The following is an 18,567-nucleotide window of genomic DNA, read 5'->3' on the forward strand; positions in this document are numbered from 1 at the left end:
CCCGCTCCCTCAGGACGAGCCGTCACCGTCGGTGGTGTGGTCCCGCGTCTCCGGCCGCCGCCGCTCCCACAGCGCACGCACACGCGTGACCGGCGAGGGCCCCTCGCCCCGCTTCCGGTGCCCGTGGACACGAGGGTCGTCGGTGACGTCGTACCGCTTCACATACGCCCCCAGGAACGCCTGGAGCGTGGCGACCGCCGGGATGGCGACCAGGGCACCGACCGCGCCGAGGAGGGCGGTGCCCGCGATGACCGACCCGAAGGCGACCGCGGGGTGGATGTCGACGGTCTTCGAGGTCAGTTTGGGCTGGAGCACGTAGTTCTCGAACTGCTGGTAGATCACCACGAAGACCAGCACCCACAGCGCGTACCAGGGGTCGACCGTGAAGGCGATCAGCATGGGCAGGGCGCCCGCGAGATAGGTGCCGATGGTGGGGATGAACTGCGAGACCAGGCCGACCCACACGGCGAGCACGGGCGCGTACGGCACGTCCAGGACCTGGAGCAGGACGAAGTGCGCGACCCCGGAGACGAGGGCCATCAGACCGCGCGAGTAGATGTAGCCGCCGGTCTTGTCCACGGCGATCTCCCACGCGCGCAGCACCTCGGCCTGGCGGGCGGGCGGCAGCACGGAGCAGATCGCGCGGCGCAGCCGCGGGCCGTCAGCGGCGAAGTAGAACGAGAACAGACCGATCGTCAGCAGCTGGAAGAGCCCGCCGAGGACCTGTGCCGAGACGTCCAGGACGCCGGTGGCGCTGTTCTGCACGTAGTTGCGCAGCCAGTCGGAGCGCAGCAGCCCCTCCTGGACGTCCACCCGCTTCAGCTCGGTGTGGAAGTGCCCGTTGATCCAGGCGATGACGGAGTCGAGATAGTCGGGGAAGTCCTCGACGATCTTGATGATCTGGCCCGCGAGCATCGAACCGAGCAGCGTGACGAAGCCGGCGGTCACGATCAGGATCCCGAAGAAGACGAGGAAGGTGGCGAGCCCCCTGCGCATGCCCCGCGCGGCCATCTTGCTCACCGCGGGCTCGATGGCCAGGGCCAGGAAGAACGCGATGAGGATGTTGGTCAGCAGGCCGATCAGCTGGTGGAAGGCCCAGCTGCCGAGCTGGAACACGGCGATGAGGGCGAGCGCGAGCACCATGGCGCGCGGCAGCCAGCGCGGCATGCGGACGTTGGGCCCGGCGCCGTCGGCCGGGGGCCGGGTGGGCGGCGTCGTGCCGAACGGAGATGCCTGCTGGGCTGCCTGCCCGGACTCGTCAGTGGGTGCCACGGTGCAAGTCTCGCCCACGTGACTGACAATCGGCTCCCGTCCTGCGATCTTCGTGACCGGTCAGTGCCTCTTTCGTGAGATGTTCACGCCCGCTCGGCACTTCTCCCCGGAACGTCCACGCCGTCTCAGTGCCGCTCGCCCGGAACGTTCATCACGGTGCAGACCACGCGCCACACGTCCTTGGCGTCCCAGCCGGCGTCCAGCGCCTCGTGCACCGTGCGTCCACCGAGCTCCGTCATCACATGATCGCGCGCGAAGGTGTCGGCGTACCCCGGACCGAAGTGTTCCGCCATCCGCTGCCAGAAGACCGTCAACCGCATGCCTCCAGTATCCCGCCCCTGGGGGTGGGCCTCGGCCGGGACCGCTCGCCGAGACCGCTTTCCGCCCTACGGTCTGACGCATGCCCGAAACAGGAGCTTCCCCACTCCCCCAGACACCACCGGCGCACTCCCCGCTCTTCCGCGCCGAGCACTTCGTCTGGCTCACCGCGCGTGTGCTGGAACAGCGTCTGTTCGCGTACCACTTCCTGAACGGCGGCCCCGACCCGGTGGAAACGGCCCTGGACGCCTACCGCAACGCGGACGGCGGCTACGGCCACGCCCTGGAACCCGATCTGCGCGGCCCGGTCAGCCAGCCCCTGCACATCGCTCACGCCCTGCGAGTCCTGGACGCGGTGGGCCGCTGCGGCGGACAGCGCGTGGAACACGTGTGCCGCTACCTCACCTCCGTGTCCACCCCGGACGGCGCCCTCCCCGCGGTCACCCCCGCCCAGCGCGGCTATCCGACCGCCCCCTGCCTCCCGGTCGTGGACGCCCCACCGAGCGAACTGCTCAGCACCGGTCCCGTGGTCGGTCTCCTGCACCGCAACGAGGTGTGGCACGCCTGGCTGTTCCGCGCCACGGACTTCTGCTGGCAGGCGGTGGAGTCCCTCCAGGTGTCCCACCCGCACGAGATCCAGGCCGCTCTGACCTTCCTGGACTCCGCCCCCGACCACTCACGCGCGGAGGCGTCCGCCGACCGCCTCGGCCGCCTGGTGCGCGAACAACGCCTGGCCGCCCTGGACCCCTCGCACCTGGGCGCCTCCCCCGACCGCGCCCCGGGCCTGCACCACTTCCCGCACGACTACGCCAAGACGCCGAACTCCCTCGCCCGCGCCTGGTTCACGGACGCCGAGATGTCCCGTTCCCTGGACTTCCTCGCGGCGGAACAACAGGAGGACGGCGGCTGGCCGTCCCACCGCCGCCAGTGGTCCCCCACCACCGCCCTGGAGACCCGCCCCATGGCGACCATCGAGGCCCTGCAGACCCTGCGCGCATACGGCCGCGAGGTGGGCTGAGCCACCAGACAGGTGCAGCCGCGTACGGCGGGAAGGGGACGGGGTGGGGGGTGTCCGCCCGCAGCGGCCGGCGTCCGTTACCGAGCCCTTTTGGAGTGACCGAGCCGCCGGACCGAGGACGGACACCCCCCCCCCCCCCCCCCCCCCCCCCCCCCCCCCCCCCCCCCCCCGGCCCCGACCCACCCACCGAACAGAACGCGCTACACACGCCCCCACCGGGGCGGAACGGGCCGCCGCAGGCATCAGGGGCGCGGGGAACTGCGCACAACGCCGCCCCCACCAAGCCGCACCCGAACTGCGCACAACGCCCGCCCCCACCAACCCGCACCCAACCACACAACCCCACCCGCCCAACCACCGGAGGCAAGGGCATTGTCAGTGCGGGGGTGCACGATGGACACATGGTCAGCCCAGCACACCGAGCCCTGAACGGCTTCTCCCCCGCCACCCGCGGCTGGTTCACGGGTGCGTTCGACGCGCCCACCACCGCCCAGGCCGGAGCATGGCAGGCCATCGCGGAGGGCTCCGACGTACTCGTCGTCGCCCCCACCGGTTCCGGAAAGACCCTGGCCGCCTTCCTAGCCGCCCTGGACCAGCTGGCCTCCACACCCCCGCCCGCGGACCCCAGGAAGCGCTGCCGGGTGCTGTACGTCTCCCCCCTCAAGGCCCTCGCCGTCGACGTGGAGCGCAACCTCCGCAGCCCCCTCACCGGCATCCGCCAGGAATCCGTCCGCCTCGGCCTCCCCGAGCCCGAGGTCAAGGTGGGCATCCGCTCCGGCGACACCCCCGCGGCCGAGCGCCGAGCCCTGTCCACCCGCCCCCCGGACATCCTGATCACCACCCCGGAATCCCTGTTCCTGATGCTGACGTCGGCGACCCGGGACGCGCTCACCGGCATCGAGACCGTGATCCTCGACGAGGTCCACGCCGTGGCCGGCACCAAGCGCGGCGCCCACCTGGCGCTGTCCCTGGAGCGCCTGGACGAGCTCCTGCCGAAGCCGGCCCGCCGCATCGGCCTCTCCGCCACGGTCCGCCCCGTGGACGAGATCGCCCGCTACCTCTCCCCCCAGCGCAAGGTGGAGATCGTCCAGCCGAAGTCCGGCAAGGAGTTCGACCTCTCGGTCGTGGTCCCGGTGGAGGACCTCGGTGAGCTCGGCGGCTCCCCGGTCGCCGAGGGCAACGAAGGCGCGGAACGCCCCTCCATCTGGCCCCATGTGGAGGAGCGGATCGCCGACCTCGTCCAGTCCCACCGCTCCACGATCGTCTTCGCGAACTCCCGCCGCCTCGCGGAACGCCTCTGCAACCGCCTCAACGAGATCGCGTACGAACGGGCCACCGGCGAGCCCCTGGACGAACACCACGCCCCGGCCGAACTCATGGGCGGCTCCGGGGCCGCCCAGGGCGCACCCCAGGTCATCGCCCGGGCCCACCACGGCTCGGTCTCCAAGGAACAGCGCGCCCTGGTCGAGGAGGACCTCAAGGCGGGCCGCCTCCCCGCCGTCGTGGCCACCTCCAGCCTCGAACTCGGCATCGACATGGGCGCGGTGGACCTCGTCATCCAGGTCGAGTCGCCCCCCTCCGTGGCCTCCGGCCTGCAACGCGTCGGCCGCGCGGGCCACCAGGTCGGCGCGGTCTCCACCGGTGTGGTCTTCCCGAAGTACCGCGGCGACCTGGTCCAGGCGGCGGTCGTCACGGAACGCATGCGGACGGGTTCCATCGAGTCCCTCAAGGTCCCCGCGAACCCCCTGGACGTCCTCGCCCAGCAGCTCGTCGCGATGACCGCGATGGACACCTGGCAGCTCGACGACCTCCTCGCCCTGGTGCGGAGGGCGGCCCCCTTCGCCTCCCTCCCGGAGTCCGCCTTCACCGCGGTCCTCGACATGCTCGCCGGGCGCTACCCCTCCGACGCCTTCGCCGAGCTGCGCCCGCGCGTGGTCTGGGACCGCATCGCCGGCACGATCACCGGCCGCCCCGGCGCCCAGCGCCTTGCCGTCACCTCCGGCGGCACCATTCCCGACCGCGGCCTCTTCGGCGTCTTCCTCGCCGGCTCCGACCCCAAGAAGGGCGGCGGAAGGGTCGGCGAGCTCGACGAGGAGATGGTCTACGAGTCGCGTGTCGGGGACGTCTTCACGCTCGGCACCAGCTCCTGGCGCATCGAGGACATCACCCGCGACCGCGTCCTGGTCTCCCCCGCGCCCGGCGTCCCCGGCAGGCTCCCCTTCTGGAAGGGCGACCAGCTGGGCCGCCCCCTCGAACTGGGCCGCGCGGTGGGCGCGTTCCTCCGCGAGGTCGGCTCCCTGTCCAAGGAGGACGCCCGTCTGCGCCTGCTCGCCGCGGGCCTGGACGCGTGGGCGGCGGACAACGTCCTGTCCTACCTGGACGAACAGCGCGAGGCCTGCGGCCATGTCCCGGACGACCGCACGATCGTCGTGGAGCGCTTCCGGGACGAACTGGGCGACTGGCGGGTCGTCGTCCACTCCCCCTTCGGCGCCCAGGTCCACGCCCCCTGGGCCCTCGCCCTCGGCGCCAAGCTCTCCGAGCGCTACGGCATGGACGCCCAGGTCATGCACGCCGACGACGGCATCGTCCTGCGGCTGCCCGACGCCGACCTGATGAGCCTGGACCTCCTCGACCGGGACCCAGCCGGTACCGGCACGGAGTACGACGCCGAACAGGCCCCCGTGGGCGCCGCGGACGTCGTCTTCGACAAGGGCGAGGTCGACCAGATCGTCACCGACCAGGTCGGCGGCTCGGCCCTGTTCGCCTCCCGCTTCCGCGAATGCGCCGCCCGCGCGCTCCTGCTGCCGCGTCGCAACCCCGGCAAGCGCACCCCCTTGTGGCAGCAGCGCCAGCGTGCCTCCCAACTGCTCCAGGTGGCGAGCGAGTTCGGTTCGTTCCCGATCGTCCTGGAGGCGGTCCGCGAGTGCCTCCAGGACGTCTTCGACGTCCCCGGTCTCGTCGAGCTGATGGGCGACCTGGAGTCCCGCAGGGTCCGCCTGGTCGAGGTCACCACCCCCGAGCCCTCCCCGTTCGCCCGTTCCCTCCTCTTCGGCTACGTCGCCCAGTTCCTGTACGAGGGCGACTCGCCCCTCGCCGAGCGCCGGGCGGCGGCCCTCTCGCTGGACTCGCGCCTGCTGGCCGAGCTGCTGGGCCAGGCGGAGCTGCGCGAGCTGCTCGACGCCGAGGTCCTGACCGAGCTGGAGCGCGAGCTCCAGTGGCTCACCGAGGACCGCCGGGTCAAGGACGCCGAGGGCGTCGCGGACCTCCTCCGCGTCCTCGGCCCGCTCACGGACGCCGAGCTGGCCGAGCGGGGCGCCGAGCCGCAGTGGGCGCGAGACCTCGCCGGAGCCCGCCGCGCGATCAAGGTCCGGGTCGGCGGCGCCGACCACTGGGCGGCGATCGAGGACGCGGGCCGTCTGCGTGACGCCCTCGGCACCGCGCTGCCGGTCGGCGTCCCGGAGGCCTTCACCGAACCGGTCAAGGACCCTCTCGGTGACCTCCTCGCGCGCTACGCCCGCACCCACGGACCCTTCACCTCGGCGACGGTCGCCGCCCGCTTCGGGCTGGGCACGGCGGTCACCGAGGGTGCGTTGCAGCGCCTGGCCGCGAGCGGGCGGGTCGTACAGGGCGAGTTCCACCCGGCGGGCATCGGCCAGGAGTGGTGCGACGCGACCGTGCTCCGCCGTCTTCGCCGCCGCTCCCTGGCGGCCCTGCGCCACGAGCTCGAGCCGGTGCCGCCCCCGGCCCTCGCCCAGTTCCTGCCGCAGTGGCAGCACATCGGCAAGGGCCACTCCCTGCGCGGCATCGACGGACTGGTGCGTGCCGTGGAGCAGTTGCAGGGCGCCTCGGTGCCCGCCTCCGCCCTGGAGAAGCTCGTCCTGCCGTCCCGCGTCACGCACTACACCCCGGCCATGCTCGACGAACTCACCGCCGCCGGAGAGATCGTGTGGGCCGGAGCGGGCGCGCTCCCCGGCAAGGACGGCTGGATCTCCCTGTACCTGGCGGACGCGGCCCCACTGCTCCTGCCACCGCCCCACCCCCTGGAGCTGACGGCCCTTCACCAGTCCGTCCTGGACGCCCTGACCGGCGGCTACGGCCTGTTCTTCCGGCAGATCGCGGACCAGGTCCGCGCCACCACCCACCCCGACGCCACCGACCCCCAACTCGCCGACGCCGTATGGGACCTCGCCTGGTCCGGGCGGCTCACCAACGACACCCTCACCCCCCTGCGCTCCCTGCTGGGCTCCGGCCGCACCGCGGGGTCCACCGCCCACCGCGCCAAGCGCACGATCCCCCGCGGCCGCTACGGCTCCCTCACCGCGGCCGCCCGCCCCGCCTCCCGCACCGGCCCGCCCACGGTCGCCGGCCGGTGGTCCCTGCTCCCCCAGCGCGAAGCCGACCCGACCGTGCGCGCCCACGCCCTGGCCCGGACCCTCCTCGACCGCCACGGAGTGGTCACCCGGGGGGCCGTCTCGGCGGAGGGCGTGGAGGGCGGCTTCTCGGCGACGTACCGCATCCTCTCCGCCTTCGAGGACAGCGGCCAGGCCCGCCGCGGCTACGTCGTGGAGGGCCTCGGCGCCGCCCAGTTCGCCATGGACGGCGCGGTGGACCGCCTCCGTGCGGTGTCCAACGCCCGCGACCGCGGCGAGCCGGTCCCGGAGAGCGCCGCTCCCGACCCCTGGGATCCGGCCTGGCCACCGGACGCCCCCCACAGCCCCGCGCAGGCGGCCGGCTCCGCGACCGAGGACTGGGACTGGACCCGCGCCTTCGACACCGCCGACGGCCGCCCCGAATCCGGCCCGGTGTCCCCCGCTTCCCGGGACGAGTACGTCTCACCGCGCGACTACCCGCCCCAGCCCGCCCCCCAGCACTGGCAAGGCACCCCCGCCTACGGTTCCGGCTTCGGCAGCCGCAGGCCCAACGCCTCCGAACCCTCCCGAGCCGTGGTCCTCGCCGCGGCCGACCCCGCCAACGCCTACGGCGCCGCCCTGCCCTGGCCGGACCCCCCGACCGAGGCAGGCCACAAGCCGGGCCGCAAGGCGGGTTCCCTCGTCGTCCTCGTGGACGGCGAGCTCACGCTCTACATGGAGCGGGGCGGCAAGACCCTCCTGGCCTGGCCCTCCGCCCCCGACACCACCCCCACCGACGACCCCCGCCTGCGCACGGCGTCCGAGGCCCTCGCCGCAGCCGCGAAGGCCGGTTCGCTGGGCACGGTCACGGTGGAACGCGTCAACGGCACCTCAGCCCTGACCTCCCCCTTGGGCACCCTCCTGGAATCAGCGGGCTTCATCGCCACCCCCCGGGGCCTGCGCCTGCGCGCATGAGCCCCCACCCGTCACCTCCAGCCCCGCAGCCCACCCGAAGCCTTGCAGCCGCCCCACCCATACCCCCGCAGCCGCCGACGGCGAGCCCGCCCCACTGGGGCCACCCGCACCCGACAACGAAAGCTGCACGGGTGGTGCGGGTGGGAACACAAAGGCCGAAGGCGAAGCCGAGGCCGAGAACGCCCCACACGCACCCCGCCCCACACCCTCCCCCATGCCACCCTTGACCCATGCCCGAAGGAGACACCGTCTGGCAAGCCGCGAAACGCCTGCACAGCGCCCTCGCGGACAAGGTGCTGACCCGCAGCGACCTAAGGGTCCCGAAATACGCCACAGCCGACCTCACGGGCCGCAGGGTCCTGGACGTCACCCCTCGCGGCAAACACCTCCTCACCCGCATCGAAGGCGGCCTGACCCTCCACTCCCACCTCCGCATGGACGGCTCCTGGAAGGTGTACGAGCAGAACCAGCGCTGGACAGGCGGCCCCACCCACCAGATCCGCGCGATCCTGGCCACCACCGACCGCACAGCCGTCGGCTACCGCCTCCCCGTCCTCGAACTGCTCCGCACCGCGGACGAGCACCAGGCCGTCGGCCACCTGGGCCCGGACCTCCTCGGCCCGGACTGGAACCCCGACCGCGCCCTCGCCAACCTCCTCCGGGACCCCGCCCGCCCCCTCGGCGAGGCCCTCCTCGACCAGCGCAATCTCGCCGGCATCGGCAACGTCTACAAGAGCGAACTCTGCTTCCTGCTCGGCGTCACCCCCTGGCTACCCGTAGGCGCCCTCCCCGCGGACCGCGCCGCTCAGCTCCCCGCGCTCGCCAAGAAGCTCCTGGAGGCCAACCGCGACCGCCCGGTCCGCGCCACGACCGGCACCGGCCGCCGCGGCCAGGACCTGTTCGTCTACGGCCGCGCCCCCCGCCCCTGCCTCCGCTGCCACACCTCCGTCCGCGTCGCCGACCAGGGCGACGGCTCCCGGGAACGCCCCACCTACTGGTGCCCCCACTGCCAGACCGGCCCCACCCCGAGCCCGTCCCGCAGGGCACCGGGCAGGGCACACCCCGGAACCTCACGCCGTACGACCAATTGACGACCCGTCAGAAACGCTCGTACCGTCGCTCCATGGCCGTCAGCGCGTACGACCTCACCGGACGCACCGCGTTCGTCACCGGCGCCGCCGGCGGCATCGGCCGCGCGACCGCCGTCCTGCTCGCCGAAGCCGGCGCCACCGTGCACTGCGCGGACCGCGACGAGAAGGGCCTGCACGAGACGGCCACCCGCATCCGGGACGCCGGCGGCACCGCGCACACCCACCCCCTCGACGTCACCGACCGCGAGCGGCTCCGCCGGGCCATCACCTCCTGCGAGCGCCTGGACGTGCTGGCCGCGATCGCCGGGATCATGCACAGCAGCCCGGTCCTGGAGACACGGGACGAGGACCTCGACCGCGTCCTGGACGTCAACTTCAAAGGTGTGCTCCACGCCTGCCAGGAGGCGGTCCGCCTGATGCTCGACCGAGGGACCCGGGGCAGCATCGTCACGATGGCCTCCGGCGCCGTGGACACGGGCGGCCCCGGCCTGCTCTGCTACGGCGCGGCCAAGGCAGCCGTGGTCCAGCTCACGAAGACCCTCGCCACCGAGGTCGGCGGATACGGCATCCGGGTCAACGCCGTCGCACCCGGCTGGATCCGCACCCCCATGACCGACCGTCACGACGAGGACGCCCAGGCCCACACCGAGGCCCTCATGTCCCGCATGTCACCGCTCAGGCGCGTCGGCGAAGCGGAGGAGGTCGCACACGCCGTCCTCTACCTGGCCTCCGACGCCTCGTCCTTCACGACGGGCCAGATCCTCCGCCCGAACGGCGGGGTCGCGATGCCGTGGTAGCAGCCCCCGCCTCACCGGCGGACGCCACCGCCCTCGCCTCACCGGCAGACGCCGCCGCACCCGCGTCAGCGGCCCGCCCGGCCGCCGTGGGACTCCCCGCCCGCCACGCCTGACGCCACCGCCCAGTGGCTACGGCACCCGCGGCCCGCGCCTTGGGCACACAGTGCACCGGCAGCAGGCTCAGCCCCCACCCGCCCGCCGCGACCGCTCCTTCGAGCACCCCGGCGTCCGGCGCCAGCACCAGCCGCGCCACGGCCCACCACCACAGCGCCCCGAGCCCGAGGGCCATCCCCCGGCGTACTGTCGGCCCCGCCATGCAGCCACCTCCAGCCCGGACGCTAGACGGCCGCCCCATTCGCGGGGAGGGCGCACCAAGGGCACACGGACGCACCGACGCGGCCGTCGCTCCAACATGCACGAAAACCCCGACCGGCGCCTCTCCAGATCAGCTGGAGAAGCCCGTCCGGGGCCTCGCAGACTTCCTTGCGGTGTGCCATCAGCTCATGGCACACCGAGGGCGGTCGTCACGCCGCTACGACATCCACCGCTTCGCTGGGCGCCTTGATGGTCACCCGTTCCGGTGGCACACCCTTGACCGAGACGGAGCCCAGCATCGGGCGCACGGGCGCCGGCACGGGTTCGCGGGGGGTGGCCGCAGCAGACTGGGCCAGCTCGGCGAGGGCGAGCTCGTCGCTCACTTCCCGCATGAGTTCGGACATCCGTACGTCCAGCGCGTCGCAGATCGCGGAGAGCAGCTCGGAGGAAGCCTCCTTCTGCCCCCGCTCAACCTCGGAGAGATAGCCGAGTGAGACTCGGGCGGACGAGGAGACTTCGCGCAGAGTACGGCCCTGGCGTTGGCGCTGCCGACGCAGCACGTCACCCAGTAGGCGACGGAGCAGAATCATCGGTGGCTCCCTCCTCGGACCGCGTAGCCGCATCCTTCACGCCCCACCGTACCGCCTTGCGCCGCGGCCGTGCGGGGAGCGATGTCGTGTTCACTCAGGGCTGCAAACATCAAAACCCCCCGTTCCGTTCCGTATCCTGTGCCCGCTCATTCCCGGTCTGTTCGCTCGCAAGCTCTTCCAGGAGGAGTGCGAGTACGCTCCGTACACTCTCCATACGAATTTCCGCGCGGTCGCCGTTCAACCGCAGCGCGGCCACTTTCCCGCCACCCGCTGCTTCGGAAGCGCCCGCGGAGGGCCCGTCTACCGCCACGAAAACCGTCCCGACGGGCTTGCCGTCCTGGGGTTCCGGGCCGGCGACTCCGGTGGTCGCGATGCCCCAGTCGGCGCCGAGTGCCTTGCGCACGCCGGCCGCCATCTGGGCCGCGACCTGCGGATCCACCGCACCTCGCTGGTCCAGCAGGGTGGCGTCGACACCCAGCAGCTCATGCTTCAGTTCGGTGGCGTAGGCGGTCACCGAGCCCCGGAACGCCTGGGAGGCGCCGGGAGCCGCTGTGATTTCCGCCGCAACCAATCCGCCCGTGAGCGACTCGGCGACCGCGAGCGTCTGACCCTTCACCGTGAGTAGTCGCACCACTTGGGCGGCCGGGGAATTCACGCTTCCGTCTCCTCCAACGCCGCCTTGCGCTCGGCGATTCCCTGCCTGCGCAGCACAATGGCCTGTCTCACATAGTCCAGCCCGGTGGCGACGGTCAGCACGACCGCCACAGCCATCACCCAGAACCGCGCGGTGGCCAGCCACCCCGTCAGCGCCAGGATGTACATCCCTACGGCGATGCCCTGACTGAGGGTCTTGAGCTTGCCACCCCGGCTCGCCGGGATCACGCCGTAACGGATGACGAGGAAACGCAGCAGGGTGATCCCGAGTTCCCTGCCGAGGATGACGATCGTCACCCACCAGGGCAGGTCGCCGAGCGCCGAGAGACAGACCAGCGCCGCCCCCATGATCGCCTTGTCGGCGATGGGGTCGGCGATCTTCCCGAAGTCGGTGACGAGGTTGTAGGTGCGCGCCAGGTGCCCGTCGAACAGGTCGGTGATCATGGCGATCGCGAAGGCCGCCCAGGCGAACGACCGCCACGCGGGGTCGTACCCGCCGTCGGCCAGCATCAGGGCGACGAAGCCGGGCACCAGGACCAGCCGGAGCATGGTCAGCAGATTGGCGATGTTCCAGACGCTGGCCTGGTCGACCGCCGCGGCGGCGATCTTCTTTCCGCGCGGGGGCCGCGCGCCCGAGTCGGCGCCGTCGTCCGCAGCCGCCCCGGAGACGACACCCACACCGGGGACGACGCCCGCCCGCGCCTCGGCGGCCGTAGCCGAAGCGGCACTGACCTGGGCTTCGGCAGCCGTACCGGAGACCGTGTCCGAAGGAGCGCTCGGTGCCGCGCCGGACGCGGCGCCCGAGACCCCGCCCGCCGGTCCGCCCTTCGCGGCGGAGGGGCCACCTGCGGCGGACGCCGGAACTCCGGTCATCTGCCCGCCTCCTCACTACACGCGAGCGAGCCGTCGAGCGGCTCGGCCACCAGGTCGACACCTTCCGTACCGACCACCTTCGCCTCGACCATACGACCGACACTCAGACCTTCGCCGCTCGTGAGCAGCACCTGGCCGTCGGTCTCCGGCGCCTGGTGCGCGCCGCGGCCGTACACGCCCTCCTCGTCCACGGACTCGACCAGCACCTGCACGGTCTCGCCGACGCGCTCCTCGGCGCGCTGCGAGACGAGCTCCTCGGCGAGCCGGGAGACACGCGCCAGCCGCTCGGCGACGACGTCCTCGTCCAGCTTGTTGTCGTACGTCGCCGCTTCAGTGCCCTCCTCGTCGGAGTACCCGAAGACGCCGATGGCGTCCAGCCGGGCGCCGTTCAGGAACCGCTCCAGCTCCGCGAGGTCGGCCTCGGTCTCGCCGGGGAAGCCCACGATGAAGTTGGAGCGCACGCCGGCCTCGGGGGCCTTGCCGCGGATGGTGTCGAGGAGCTCCAGGAAGCGGTCGGTGTCGCCGAAGCGGCGCATCGCGCGCAGCACGCCGGGGGCGGAGTGCTGGAAGGACAGGTCGAAGTAGGGCACGACCTTGGGCGTGGAGGTGAGCACGTCGATCAGGCCGGGCCGCATCTCGGCGGGCTGGAGGTAGCTGACGCGCACACGCTCGAGGCCGTCCACCTCGGCGAGCTCGGGCAGGAGGGACTCCAGCAGCCGGATGTCGCCGAGGTCCTTGCCGTAGGACGTGTTGTTCTCGGAGACCAGCATGATCTCCTTGACGCCCTGCTCGGCCAGCCAGCGCGTCTCGTTGAGGACGTCCGAGGGGCGGCGGGAGATGAACGAGCCGCGGAAGGACGGGATGGCGCAGAAGGAGCAGCGCCGGTCGCAGCCGGAGGCGAGCTTCACCGAGGCGACCGGGGAGCCGTCCAGACGGCGGCGCAGGGGCGCACGGGGGCCCGAGGCCGGGGCGAGCCCGTCCGGAAGGTCGGCGGGGGCGGGAACGGCTTCCTCGGCCGGACCGTGGCCCGGCAGCGCGACGCCCGCCGCCGACCCCTGGCGCTCGGCGGGGCTGATCGGCAGCAGCTTGCGCCGGTCGCGCGGGGTGTGGGCGGCGTGGATGCCGCCGCTGAGGATGGTCTGCAGCCGGTCGGAGATGTCGGCGTAGTCGTCGAAGCCGAGCACGCCGTCCGCCTCCGGCAGGGCCTCGGCGAGGTCCTTGCCGTACCGCTCGGCCATGCAGCCGACCGCCACGACGGCCTGGGTTCTGCCGTGCCCCTTGAGGTCGTTGGCCTCCAGGAGGGCATCGACGGAGTCCTTCTTGGCGGCCTCGACGAAGCCACAGGTGTTGACGACGGCGACGTCCGCTTCGGCGGCGTCCTCCACGAGATCCCAGCCGTCCGCCTCCAAACGGCCTGCGAGCTCCTCCGAGTCCACCTCGTTGCGGGCGCAGCCAAGAGTGACAAGTGCGACGGTACGGCGTTCAGGCATGGGCTCAAGACTACTTCGTCCCGCTGACACCCCACGTCGAAGGGGTTGGCCCGGTCCTGGCCAACCCCTTCACCGCGCGAAACCGAACAGAGGGCTATCCGACCTGAGGGTCGCCCTTGGTGTACGTCAGGCGCTCCACGGCTCCGGGCTGCCAGTCGTCGTCGATCTTCTTGCCGTTCACGTACAGCTGGATCGCCCCGGCGTCACCGAGGACGAGGTTGATCTTGTCGCTGTCCTGGAAGGTCTTGGAGTCGCCCTGCTGTAGCAGTCCGTCGAAGAGCTTGCGGCCGTTGTGGTCCTTGGCGAGGATCCAGCTCTTCCCGTCGGCCGCGCTGACCTGCACGGTCACCTTGTCCTGGGGGGCTGCCGCGATGGCGCTGTCGGACGGGGTGGGCTTCGGGTCCTTGGTGGTCTTCTCGGACTTGGGCGTCGGGGACTTGCTGGTGGCGGGCGTGGTGCCGTCGGCGACCTGTGCCGCCCCGCCGTCGTCGCCCCTGAAGGCGGTGAACCCGACGAAGCCGACCACCGCGACGATCGCGGCGACCATGGCCGCGGTCCAATTGGGCCCGCGCCGCTCGGGACGGATGCGCTCCGCCTCGAACAGCGGGGCGGCCGGGGTCGGGGCCGGACGCCCGCCGCCGTGATCGGCGGCGTACTGGTCCAGGAGGGGGGCCGGATCCAGATGGACGGCCTTGGCCAGGGTCCGGATGTGGCCCCGGGCATAGACATCGCCACCGCAGGGGGCGAAGTCGTCCGCCTCGATGGCATGCACGATGGCGATGCGGACCCTGGTGGCGTTGCTGACGTCGTCGACGGTCAGCCCGGCCGCGATCCGCGCCTGTTTCAGGGCGTGGCCGACGGAGAGGTGGGCTTCCTGCCGGTCGTCTTCGAACGGACGCTCGTCTTCAGGGGAGTTGCCGATGGACACGGGGGCGCCTTTCGAGCGTTTAGCCACCTGTGCTGGAGGTTCAGTCTAGGGGGGGTGCGAAAGGGTGGGGCAACCGGGCGGTGGGACTTTGTACGCCATCGGAATGGCCGAACACGCCGATGGTGGGGCAGCTGCTTTTCGCTTCCCTCAACTTGACGTACGCCGAAGGGAAACGGTTGCTCGATGATCCCTTACGGGTGAGTCACGATCGAACATCGGTGGCCGTGACCCACTCCGGGCTTCCCTCAAGCCTCCCCGCGGATCACCGCGAGCACTCCGTCCAGCTCGTCAGCCTTCACAAGAACGTCACGAGCCTTGGAGCCTTCACTGGGTCCGACGATGCCCCGGGACTCCATCAGGTCCATCAGCCGGCCCGCCTTCGCGAACCCGACCCGCAGCTTGCGCTGGAGCATGGAGGTCGACCCGAACTGCGTGGAGACGACCAGCTCGGCCGCCTGGCACAGCAGGTCGAGGTCGTCGCCGATCTCCTCGTCGATCTCCTTCTTCTGCTTGGTGCCCACGACGACGTCGTCCCGGAAGACCGGCGCCATCTGGTCCTTGCAGTGCTGGACGATCGCGGCGATCTCGTCCTCGGTGACAAAGGCGCCCTGCATACGGGTGGGTTTGTTCTGACCCATCGGCAGGTACAGCCCGTCGCCCTTGCCGATCAGCTTCTCAGCGCCCGGCTGGTCCAGGATGACGCGGCTGTCGGCGAGCGAGGAGGTGGCGAACGCGAGCCTCGAGGGCACGTTCGCCTTGATCAGACCGGTGACGACGTCGACGGACGGCCGCTGTGTGGCGAGCACCAGGTGGATGCCGGCCGCGCGGGCGAGCTGCGTGATGCGCACGATCGAGTCCTCGACGTCCCGCGGCGCGACCATCATCAGGTCGGCCAGCTCGTCGACGATCACCAGCAGATAGGGGTAGGTCTTCAGCTCCCGCTCGCTGCCCTCCGGCGTCTTCAGCTTGCCGTCCCGGACGGCCTGGTTGAAGTCGTCGATGTGCCGGTATCCGAACGCCGCGAGGTCGTCGTAGCGCAGATCCATCTCCCGTACGACCCACTGCAGCGCCTCGGCCGCCCGCTTCGGGTTGGTGATGATCGGCGTGATCAGGTGCGGAATGCCTTCGTACGCGGTCAGCTCGACGCGCTTGGGGTCGACGAGGACCATACGGACGTCCTCGGGGGTCGCCCGGCACATGATCGACGTGATCAGGCAGTTGATGCACGACGACTTGCCCGAGCCGGTGGCGCCGGCCACGAGGATGTGGGGCATCTTCGCCATGTTCGCCATGACGTACCCGCCCTCGACGTCCTTGCCGAGCGCGACGAGCATCGGGTGGTCGTCCTCGGCGGCGTCGGCCAGACGCAGTACGTCGCCGACGTTGACCATCTCGCGGTCGGTGTTGGGGATCTCGATGCCGACCGCGGACTTGCCGGGGATCGGGCTGATGATCCGCACATCGGGGCTGGCGACGGCGTAGGCGATGTTCTTGGTGAGCGCCGTGATCCGCTCGACCTTCACGGCGGGACCGAGCTCGACCTCGTAGCGCGTGACCGTCGGCCCGCGCGTGAAGCCGGTGACGGCGGCGTCGACCTTGAACTCGGTGAAGACGTTGGTGAGCGAGGCGACGACGGCGTCGTTGGCCGCGCTGCGCGCCTTGCCGGGACCGCCGCGCTCCAGGAGGTCGAGCGAGGGCAGCGAGTAGGTGATGTCGCCGGACAGCTGGAGCTGCTCCGCACGCGGAGGCAGCTCGCTGGGAGCCTCCGGAACCGGCTTGGTGAGGTCGGCGACCTCGACCTTGAGCTTCTCCTGCTTCGGCCGGGCCTCCTGCTTGGGCCGCGCGGCCGGGACCGGGGTGGGCACGGGTGTCGTCTCCACCCGGTCGCCCACGCTGACGCCCTGCGTGAGGTCGGCGACCACCGGGGAGGGCGGCAGGCCGTGCATGACGACGCCGTCCAGGTCGGCGGCGGCGGCCGCGGCGATGTCCACCGCGTCCATCTGCCGGTCCATCGCGGGCTGCGGGACGGCGGATCTCCGGGGGCGCCCACGACGCCGCGAGAGAGCCTCCTGCTCCGCTCCCTCGGGGTCGTACGACTCGGGCGCGGGACCTCGTCTGCGGCCCCGCGCGGGCAGCGCCTCGCGCCACTGCTCGTCGTAGCGCTCGTCGTCCTCGCCGAACTCGTCGGCCGCCGGGTCGTGGACGATCCCGAGCCGCACACCGAGCTCCCGCAGCCGCCGCGGAATGGCGTTGACCGGGGTGGCCGTGACGACGAGCAGCCCGAAGACCGTCAGCAGCACGAGCAGCGGTACGGCGAGGACCTCTCCCATGGTGTACGTCAGCGGGGTCGCCGCTCCCCAGCCGATGAGGCCGCCGGCGTCCCTTATCGCCTGCATGCCGTCGCTGCGGGCGGGCGAGCCGCAGGCGATGTGGACCTGGCCGAGCACGCCGATGACGAGCGCCGACAGGCCGATCACGATCCGGCCGTTGGCCTCGGGCTTCTCGGGGTGCCGGATGAACCGTACGGCGATGACCGCGAGCAGTATCGGCACGAGCAGGTCGAGCCGGCCGAAGGCGCCGGTCACGATGATCTCGACGAGGTCCCCGACAGGGCCGCGCAGGTTCGACCAGGTGCCGGCGGCGACGATCAGGCCGAGGCCGAGCAGCAGAAGTGCCACGCCGTCCTTCCGGTGCGCGGGGTCGAGGTTCTTCGCGCCCTGCCCTATCCCGCGGAACACCGCGCCCACGGCATGGGCGACGCCGAGCCATACGGCGCGGACGAGGCGGTAGACACCTCCGGTCGGGCTGGGCGCCGGCCTCGGCGGGGCCGCCTTCTTCGCGGGCGCCCTTTTCGCCGGGGCCTTCTTCGCAGCGGCCTTCCTCGCCGGCCCCTTCGCGGGAGCGGCAGCCTTCTTGGCGGGCTGCTTCTTGGCTGCGGAGGGACGTGAGGCCATAGGTGTGAGGTTACCGGTGGAGACGACCGTGGACACGCGTGGCCACTGCTTCACCCGTTCGTGTCGCTTCCGGAGAGGTGCCGAGCTGACGGCGGCTCACCCGCGGGAGACTCACGAACACTTGCCCATAGGTCAGTCCGCTCAGTTCGGCGAGGACACCGACGGGGAACTTCCCGTCCCCGGCTCCAGCGCGTCCAGCGCCCGCCGCAACCCCGTGAGTTTGCGTTCGAGATGGGCCGCGGTGGCCACCGCGGCAGCGTCCGCGGACTCGTCGTCCAGCTGCTTGGAGAGGGCCTCGGCCTGTTCCTCGACCGCGGCCAGTCGCGCGGACAGCTCGGCGAGCAGACCCGCCGGCTCCTTCGTGTCCCCGACGGCCGCCTTGCCTCCGCCACCCTCCAACTGGAGCCGCAGCAGCGCCGCCTGCTCCCGCAGCTGGCAGTTCTTCATGTAGAGCTCGACGAACACCGAGACCTTGGCGCGCAGCACCCACGGGTCGAACGGCTTGGAGATGTAGTCCACCGCGCCTGCCGCGTACCCCCGGAAGGTGTGGTGCGGACCGTGGTTGATGGCGGTGAGGAAGATGATCGGGATGTCCCGGGTCCGCTCCCGCCGTTTGATGTGCGCCGCGGTCTCGAAACCGTCCATGCCCGGCATCTGGACATCCAGCAGAATCACCGCGAAGTCGTCCGTGAGCAGTGCCTTGAGCGCTTCCTCCCCGGACGATGCCCGCACCAGTGTCTGATCGAGCGCGGAGAGGATGGCCTCCAGCGCCAGCAGATTCTCCGGCCGGTCATCGACCAGGAGGATCTTGGCCTTCTGCACCATGGCCCGCCCTCCTCGCCCCGGATGTGCACCGGGTGCCGCCCCTGGGGACGACTCCCTTTCGCCGCCCGTCCTTGTGCCGGTCATCGTAGCCGCACCCTGTCTGTCGCCACACCCTGTC

The 18,567-nt window shown here is 71.8% G+C and carries 13 protein-coding genes; 4 read left to right on the forward strand and 9 right to left on the reverse strand.

All coding sequences use genetic code 11. The annotated features are described in order from the left end of the window. Positions 1–9: 9 nt before the first annotated feature. Both ACFYZ8_RS44145 and ACFYZ8_RS44150 read right to left on the reverse strand, forming a co-directional pair. Positions 10–1,272 carry an AI-2E family transporter gene (locus tag ACFYZ8_RS44145; protein WP_359040447.1) on the reverse strand — a complete coding sequence of 421 codons (1,263 nt, stop codon included), beginning with the start codon at positions 1,270–1,272 and terminating at the stop codon, positions 10–12. Between the two features lie 125 nt (positions 1,273–1,397). Further along, a complete protein-coding gene (locus ACFYZ8_RS44150) occupies positions 1,398–1,592 on the reverse strand; it encodes a DUF3046 domain-containing protein (RefSeq protein ID WP_355734159.1) in 195 nt (64 codons plus the stop codon). Positions 1,593–1,672: 80 nt separating this feature from the next. Here ACFYZ8_RS44150 and ACFYZ8_RS44155 point away from each other — a divergent pair, with 80 nt between their 5' ends. The 4 genes from ACFYZ8_RS44155 to ACFYZ8_RS44170 all read left to right on the forward strand — a co-directional run bounded on the left by ACFYZ8_RS44155 (position 1,673) and on the right by ACFYZ8_RS44170 (position 9,820). Continuing rightward, a complete protein-coding gene (locus tag ACFYZ8_RS44155) occupies positions 1,673–2,608 on the forward strand; it encodes a hypothetical protein (protein ID WP_388542464.1) in 936 nt (311 codons plus the stop codon). A 401-nt stretch (positions 2,609–3,009) separates the two neighbouring features. After that, positions 3,010–7,932: an ATP-dependent helicase gene (locus tag ACFYZ8_RS44160; RefSeq protein ID WP_388542466.1), complete on the forward strand. Its 4,923-nt coding sequence runs from the start codon at positions 3,010–3,012 to the stop codon at positions 7,930–7,932. 230 nt (positions 7,933–8,162) lie between these two features. Beyond that, positions 8,163–9,023: an Fpg/Nei family DNA glycosylase gene (locus ACFYZ8_RS44165; protein WP_388542467.1), complete on the forward strand. Its 861-nt coding sequence runs from the start codon at positions 8,163–8,165 to the stop codon at positions 9,021–9,023. Positions 9,024–9,055: 32 nt separating this feature from the next. Then, complete coding sequence (locus tag ACFYZ8_RS44170; RefSeq protein ID WP_388542469.1) at positions 9,056–9,820, forward strand: SDR family NAD(P)-dependent oxidoreductase; 765 nt, start codon at positions 9,056–9,058, stop codon at positions 9,818–9,820. A 524-nt stretch (positions 9,821–10,344) separates the two neighbouring features. Here ACFYZ8_RS44170 and ACFYZ8_RS44175 read toward each other — a convergent pair. From ACFYZ8_RS44175 to ACFYZ8_RS44205, 7 genes are all read right to left on the reverse strand, one after another. Then, positions 10,345–10,725 carry a helix-turn-helix transcriptional regulator gene (locus ACFYZ8_RS44175; protein WP_352382446.1) on the reverse strand — a complete coding sequence of 127 codons (381 nt, stop codon included), beginning with the start codon at positions 10,723–10,725 and terminating at the stop codon, positions 10,345–10,347. Between the two features lie 109 nt (positions 10,726–10,834). After that, a complete protein-coding gene (locus ACFYZ8_RS44180; RefSeq protein ID WP_359040191.1) occupies positions 10,835–11,380 on the reverse strand; it encodes a CinA family protein in 546 nt (181 codons plus the stop codon). Beyond that, positions 11,377–12,252: a CDP-diacylglycerol--glycerol-3-phosphate 3-phosphatidyltransferase gene (gene pgsA / locus ACFYZ8_RS44185; protein ID WP_388542471.1), complete on the reverse strand. Its 876-nt coding sequence runs from the start codon at positions 12,250–12,252 to the stop codon at positions 11,377–11,379. The genes ACFYZ8_RS44180 and pgsA overlap by 4 nt, the downstream gene beginning before the upstream one ends. Further along, complete coding sequence (gene rimO, locus ACFYZ8_RS44190) at positions 12,249–13,742, reverse strand: 30S ribosomal protein S12 methylthiotransferase RimO (protein ID WP_359040195.1); 1,494 nt, start codon at positions 13,740–13,742, stop codon at positions 12,249–12,251. Before rimO ends, pgsA begins: the two co-directional genes overlap by 4 nt. A 94-nt stretch (positions 13,743–13,836) precedes the next feature. Continuing rightward, positions 13,837–14,670, reverse strand: coding sequence for a RodZ domain-containing protein (locus ACFYZ8_RS44195; protein WP_359040197.1), 834 nt, complete (start codon positions 14,668–14,670; stop codon positions 13,837–13,839). 245 nt (positions 14,671–14,915) lie between these two features. Continuing rightward, positions 14,916–17,624 (reverse strand): DNA translocase FtsK, encoded by a 2,709-nt coding sequence (locus ACFYZ8_RS44200; RefSeq protein ID WP_388542474.1) that lies wholly within the window; start codon positions 17,622–17,624, stop codon positions 14,916–14,918. Positions 17,625–17,765: 141 nt separating this feature from the next. Further along, on the reverse strand, positions 17,766–18,449 hold the full coding sequence (locus ACFYZ8_RS44205; protein WP_359040201.1) for a response regulator: 684 nt from the start codon (positions 18,447–18,449) through the stop codon (positions 17,766–17,768). Between the last annotated feature and the right edge of the window lie 118 nt (positions 18,450–18,567).

The sequence above is a fragment of the Streptomyces sp. NPDC001668 genome (assembly GCF_042893155.1).
In the GTDB taxonomy this organism is placed as follows: domain Bacteria; phylum Actinomycetota; class Actinomycetes; order Streptomycetales; family Streptomycetaceae; genus Streptomyces.

What these genes read in the sequence shown, in the direction of transcription:
- ACFYZ8_RS44150 (WP_355734159.1), bottom strand. Translation starts at nt 1,592, where the DNA reads ATGCGGTTGACGGTCTTCTGGCAGCGGATGGCGGAACACTTCGGTCCG.
- ACFYZ8_RS44155 (WP_388542464.1), top strand. Translation starts at nt 1,673, where the DNA reads ATGCCCGAAACAGGAGCTTCCCCACTCCCCCAGACACCACCGGCGCAC.
- ACFYZ8_RS44160 (WP_388542466.1), top strand. Translation starts at nt 3,010, where the DNA reads ATGGTCAGCCCAGCACACCGAGCCCTGAACGGCTTCTCCCCCGCCACC.
- ACFYZ8_RS44165 (WP_388542467.1), top strand. Translation starts at nt 8,163, where the DNA reads ATGCCCGAAGGAGACACCGTCTGGCAAGCCGCGAAACGCCTGCACAGC.
- ACFYZ8_RS44170 (WP_388542469.1), top strand. Translation starts at nt 9,056, where the DNA reads ATGGCCGTCAGCGCGTACGACCTCACCGGACGCACCGCGTTCGTCACC.
- ACFYZ8_RS44175 (WP_352382446.1), bottom strand. Translation starts at nt 10,725, where the DNA reads ATGATTCTGCTCCGTCGCCTACTGGGTGACGTGCTGCGTCGGCAGCGC.
- pgsA (WP_388542471.1), bottom strand. Translation starts at nt 12,252, where the DNA reads ATGACCGGAGTTCCGGCGTCCGCCGCAGGTGGCCCCTCCGCCGCGAAG.
- rimO (WP_359040195.1), bottom strand. Translation starts at nt 13,742, where the DNA reads ATGCCTGAACGCCGTACCGTCGCACTTGTCACTCTTGGCTGCGCCCGC.
- ACFYZ8_RS44200 (WP_388542474.1), bottom strand. Translation starts at nt 17,624, where the DNA reads ATGGCCTCACGTCCCTCCGCAGCCAAGAAGCAGCCCGCCAAGAAGGCT.
- ACFYZ8_RS44205 (WP_359040201.1), bottom strand. Translation starts at nt 18,449, where the DNA reads ATGGTGCAGAAGGCCAAGATCCTCCTGGTCGATGACCGGCCGGAGAAT.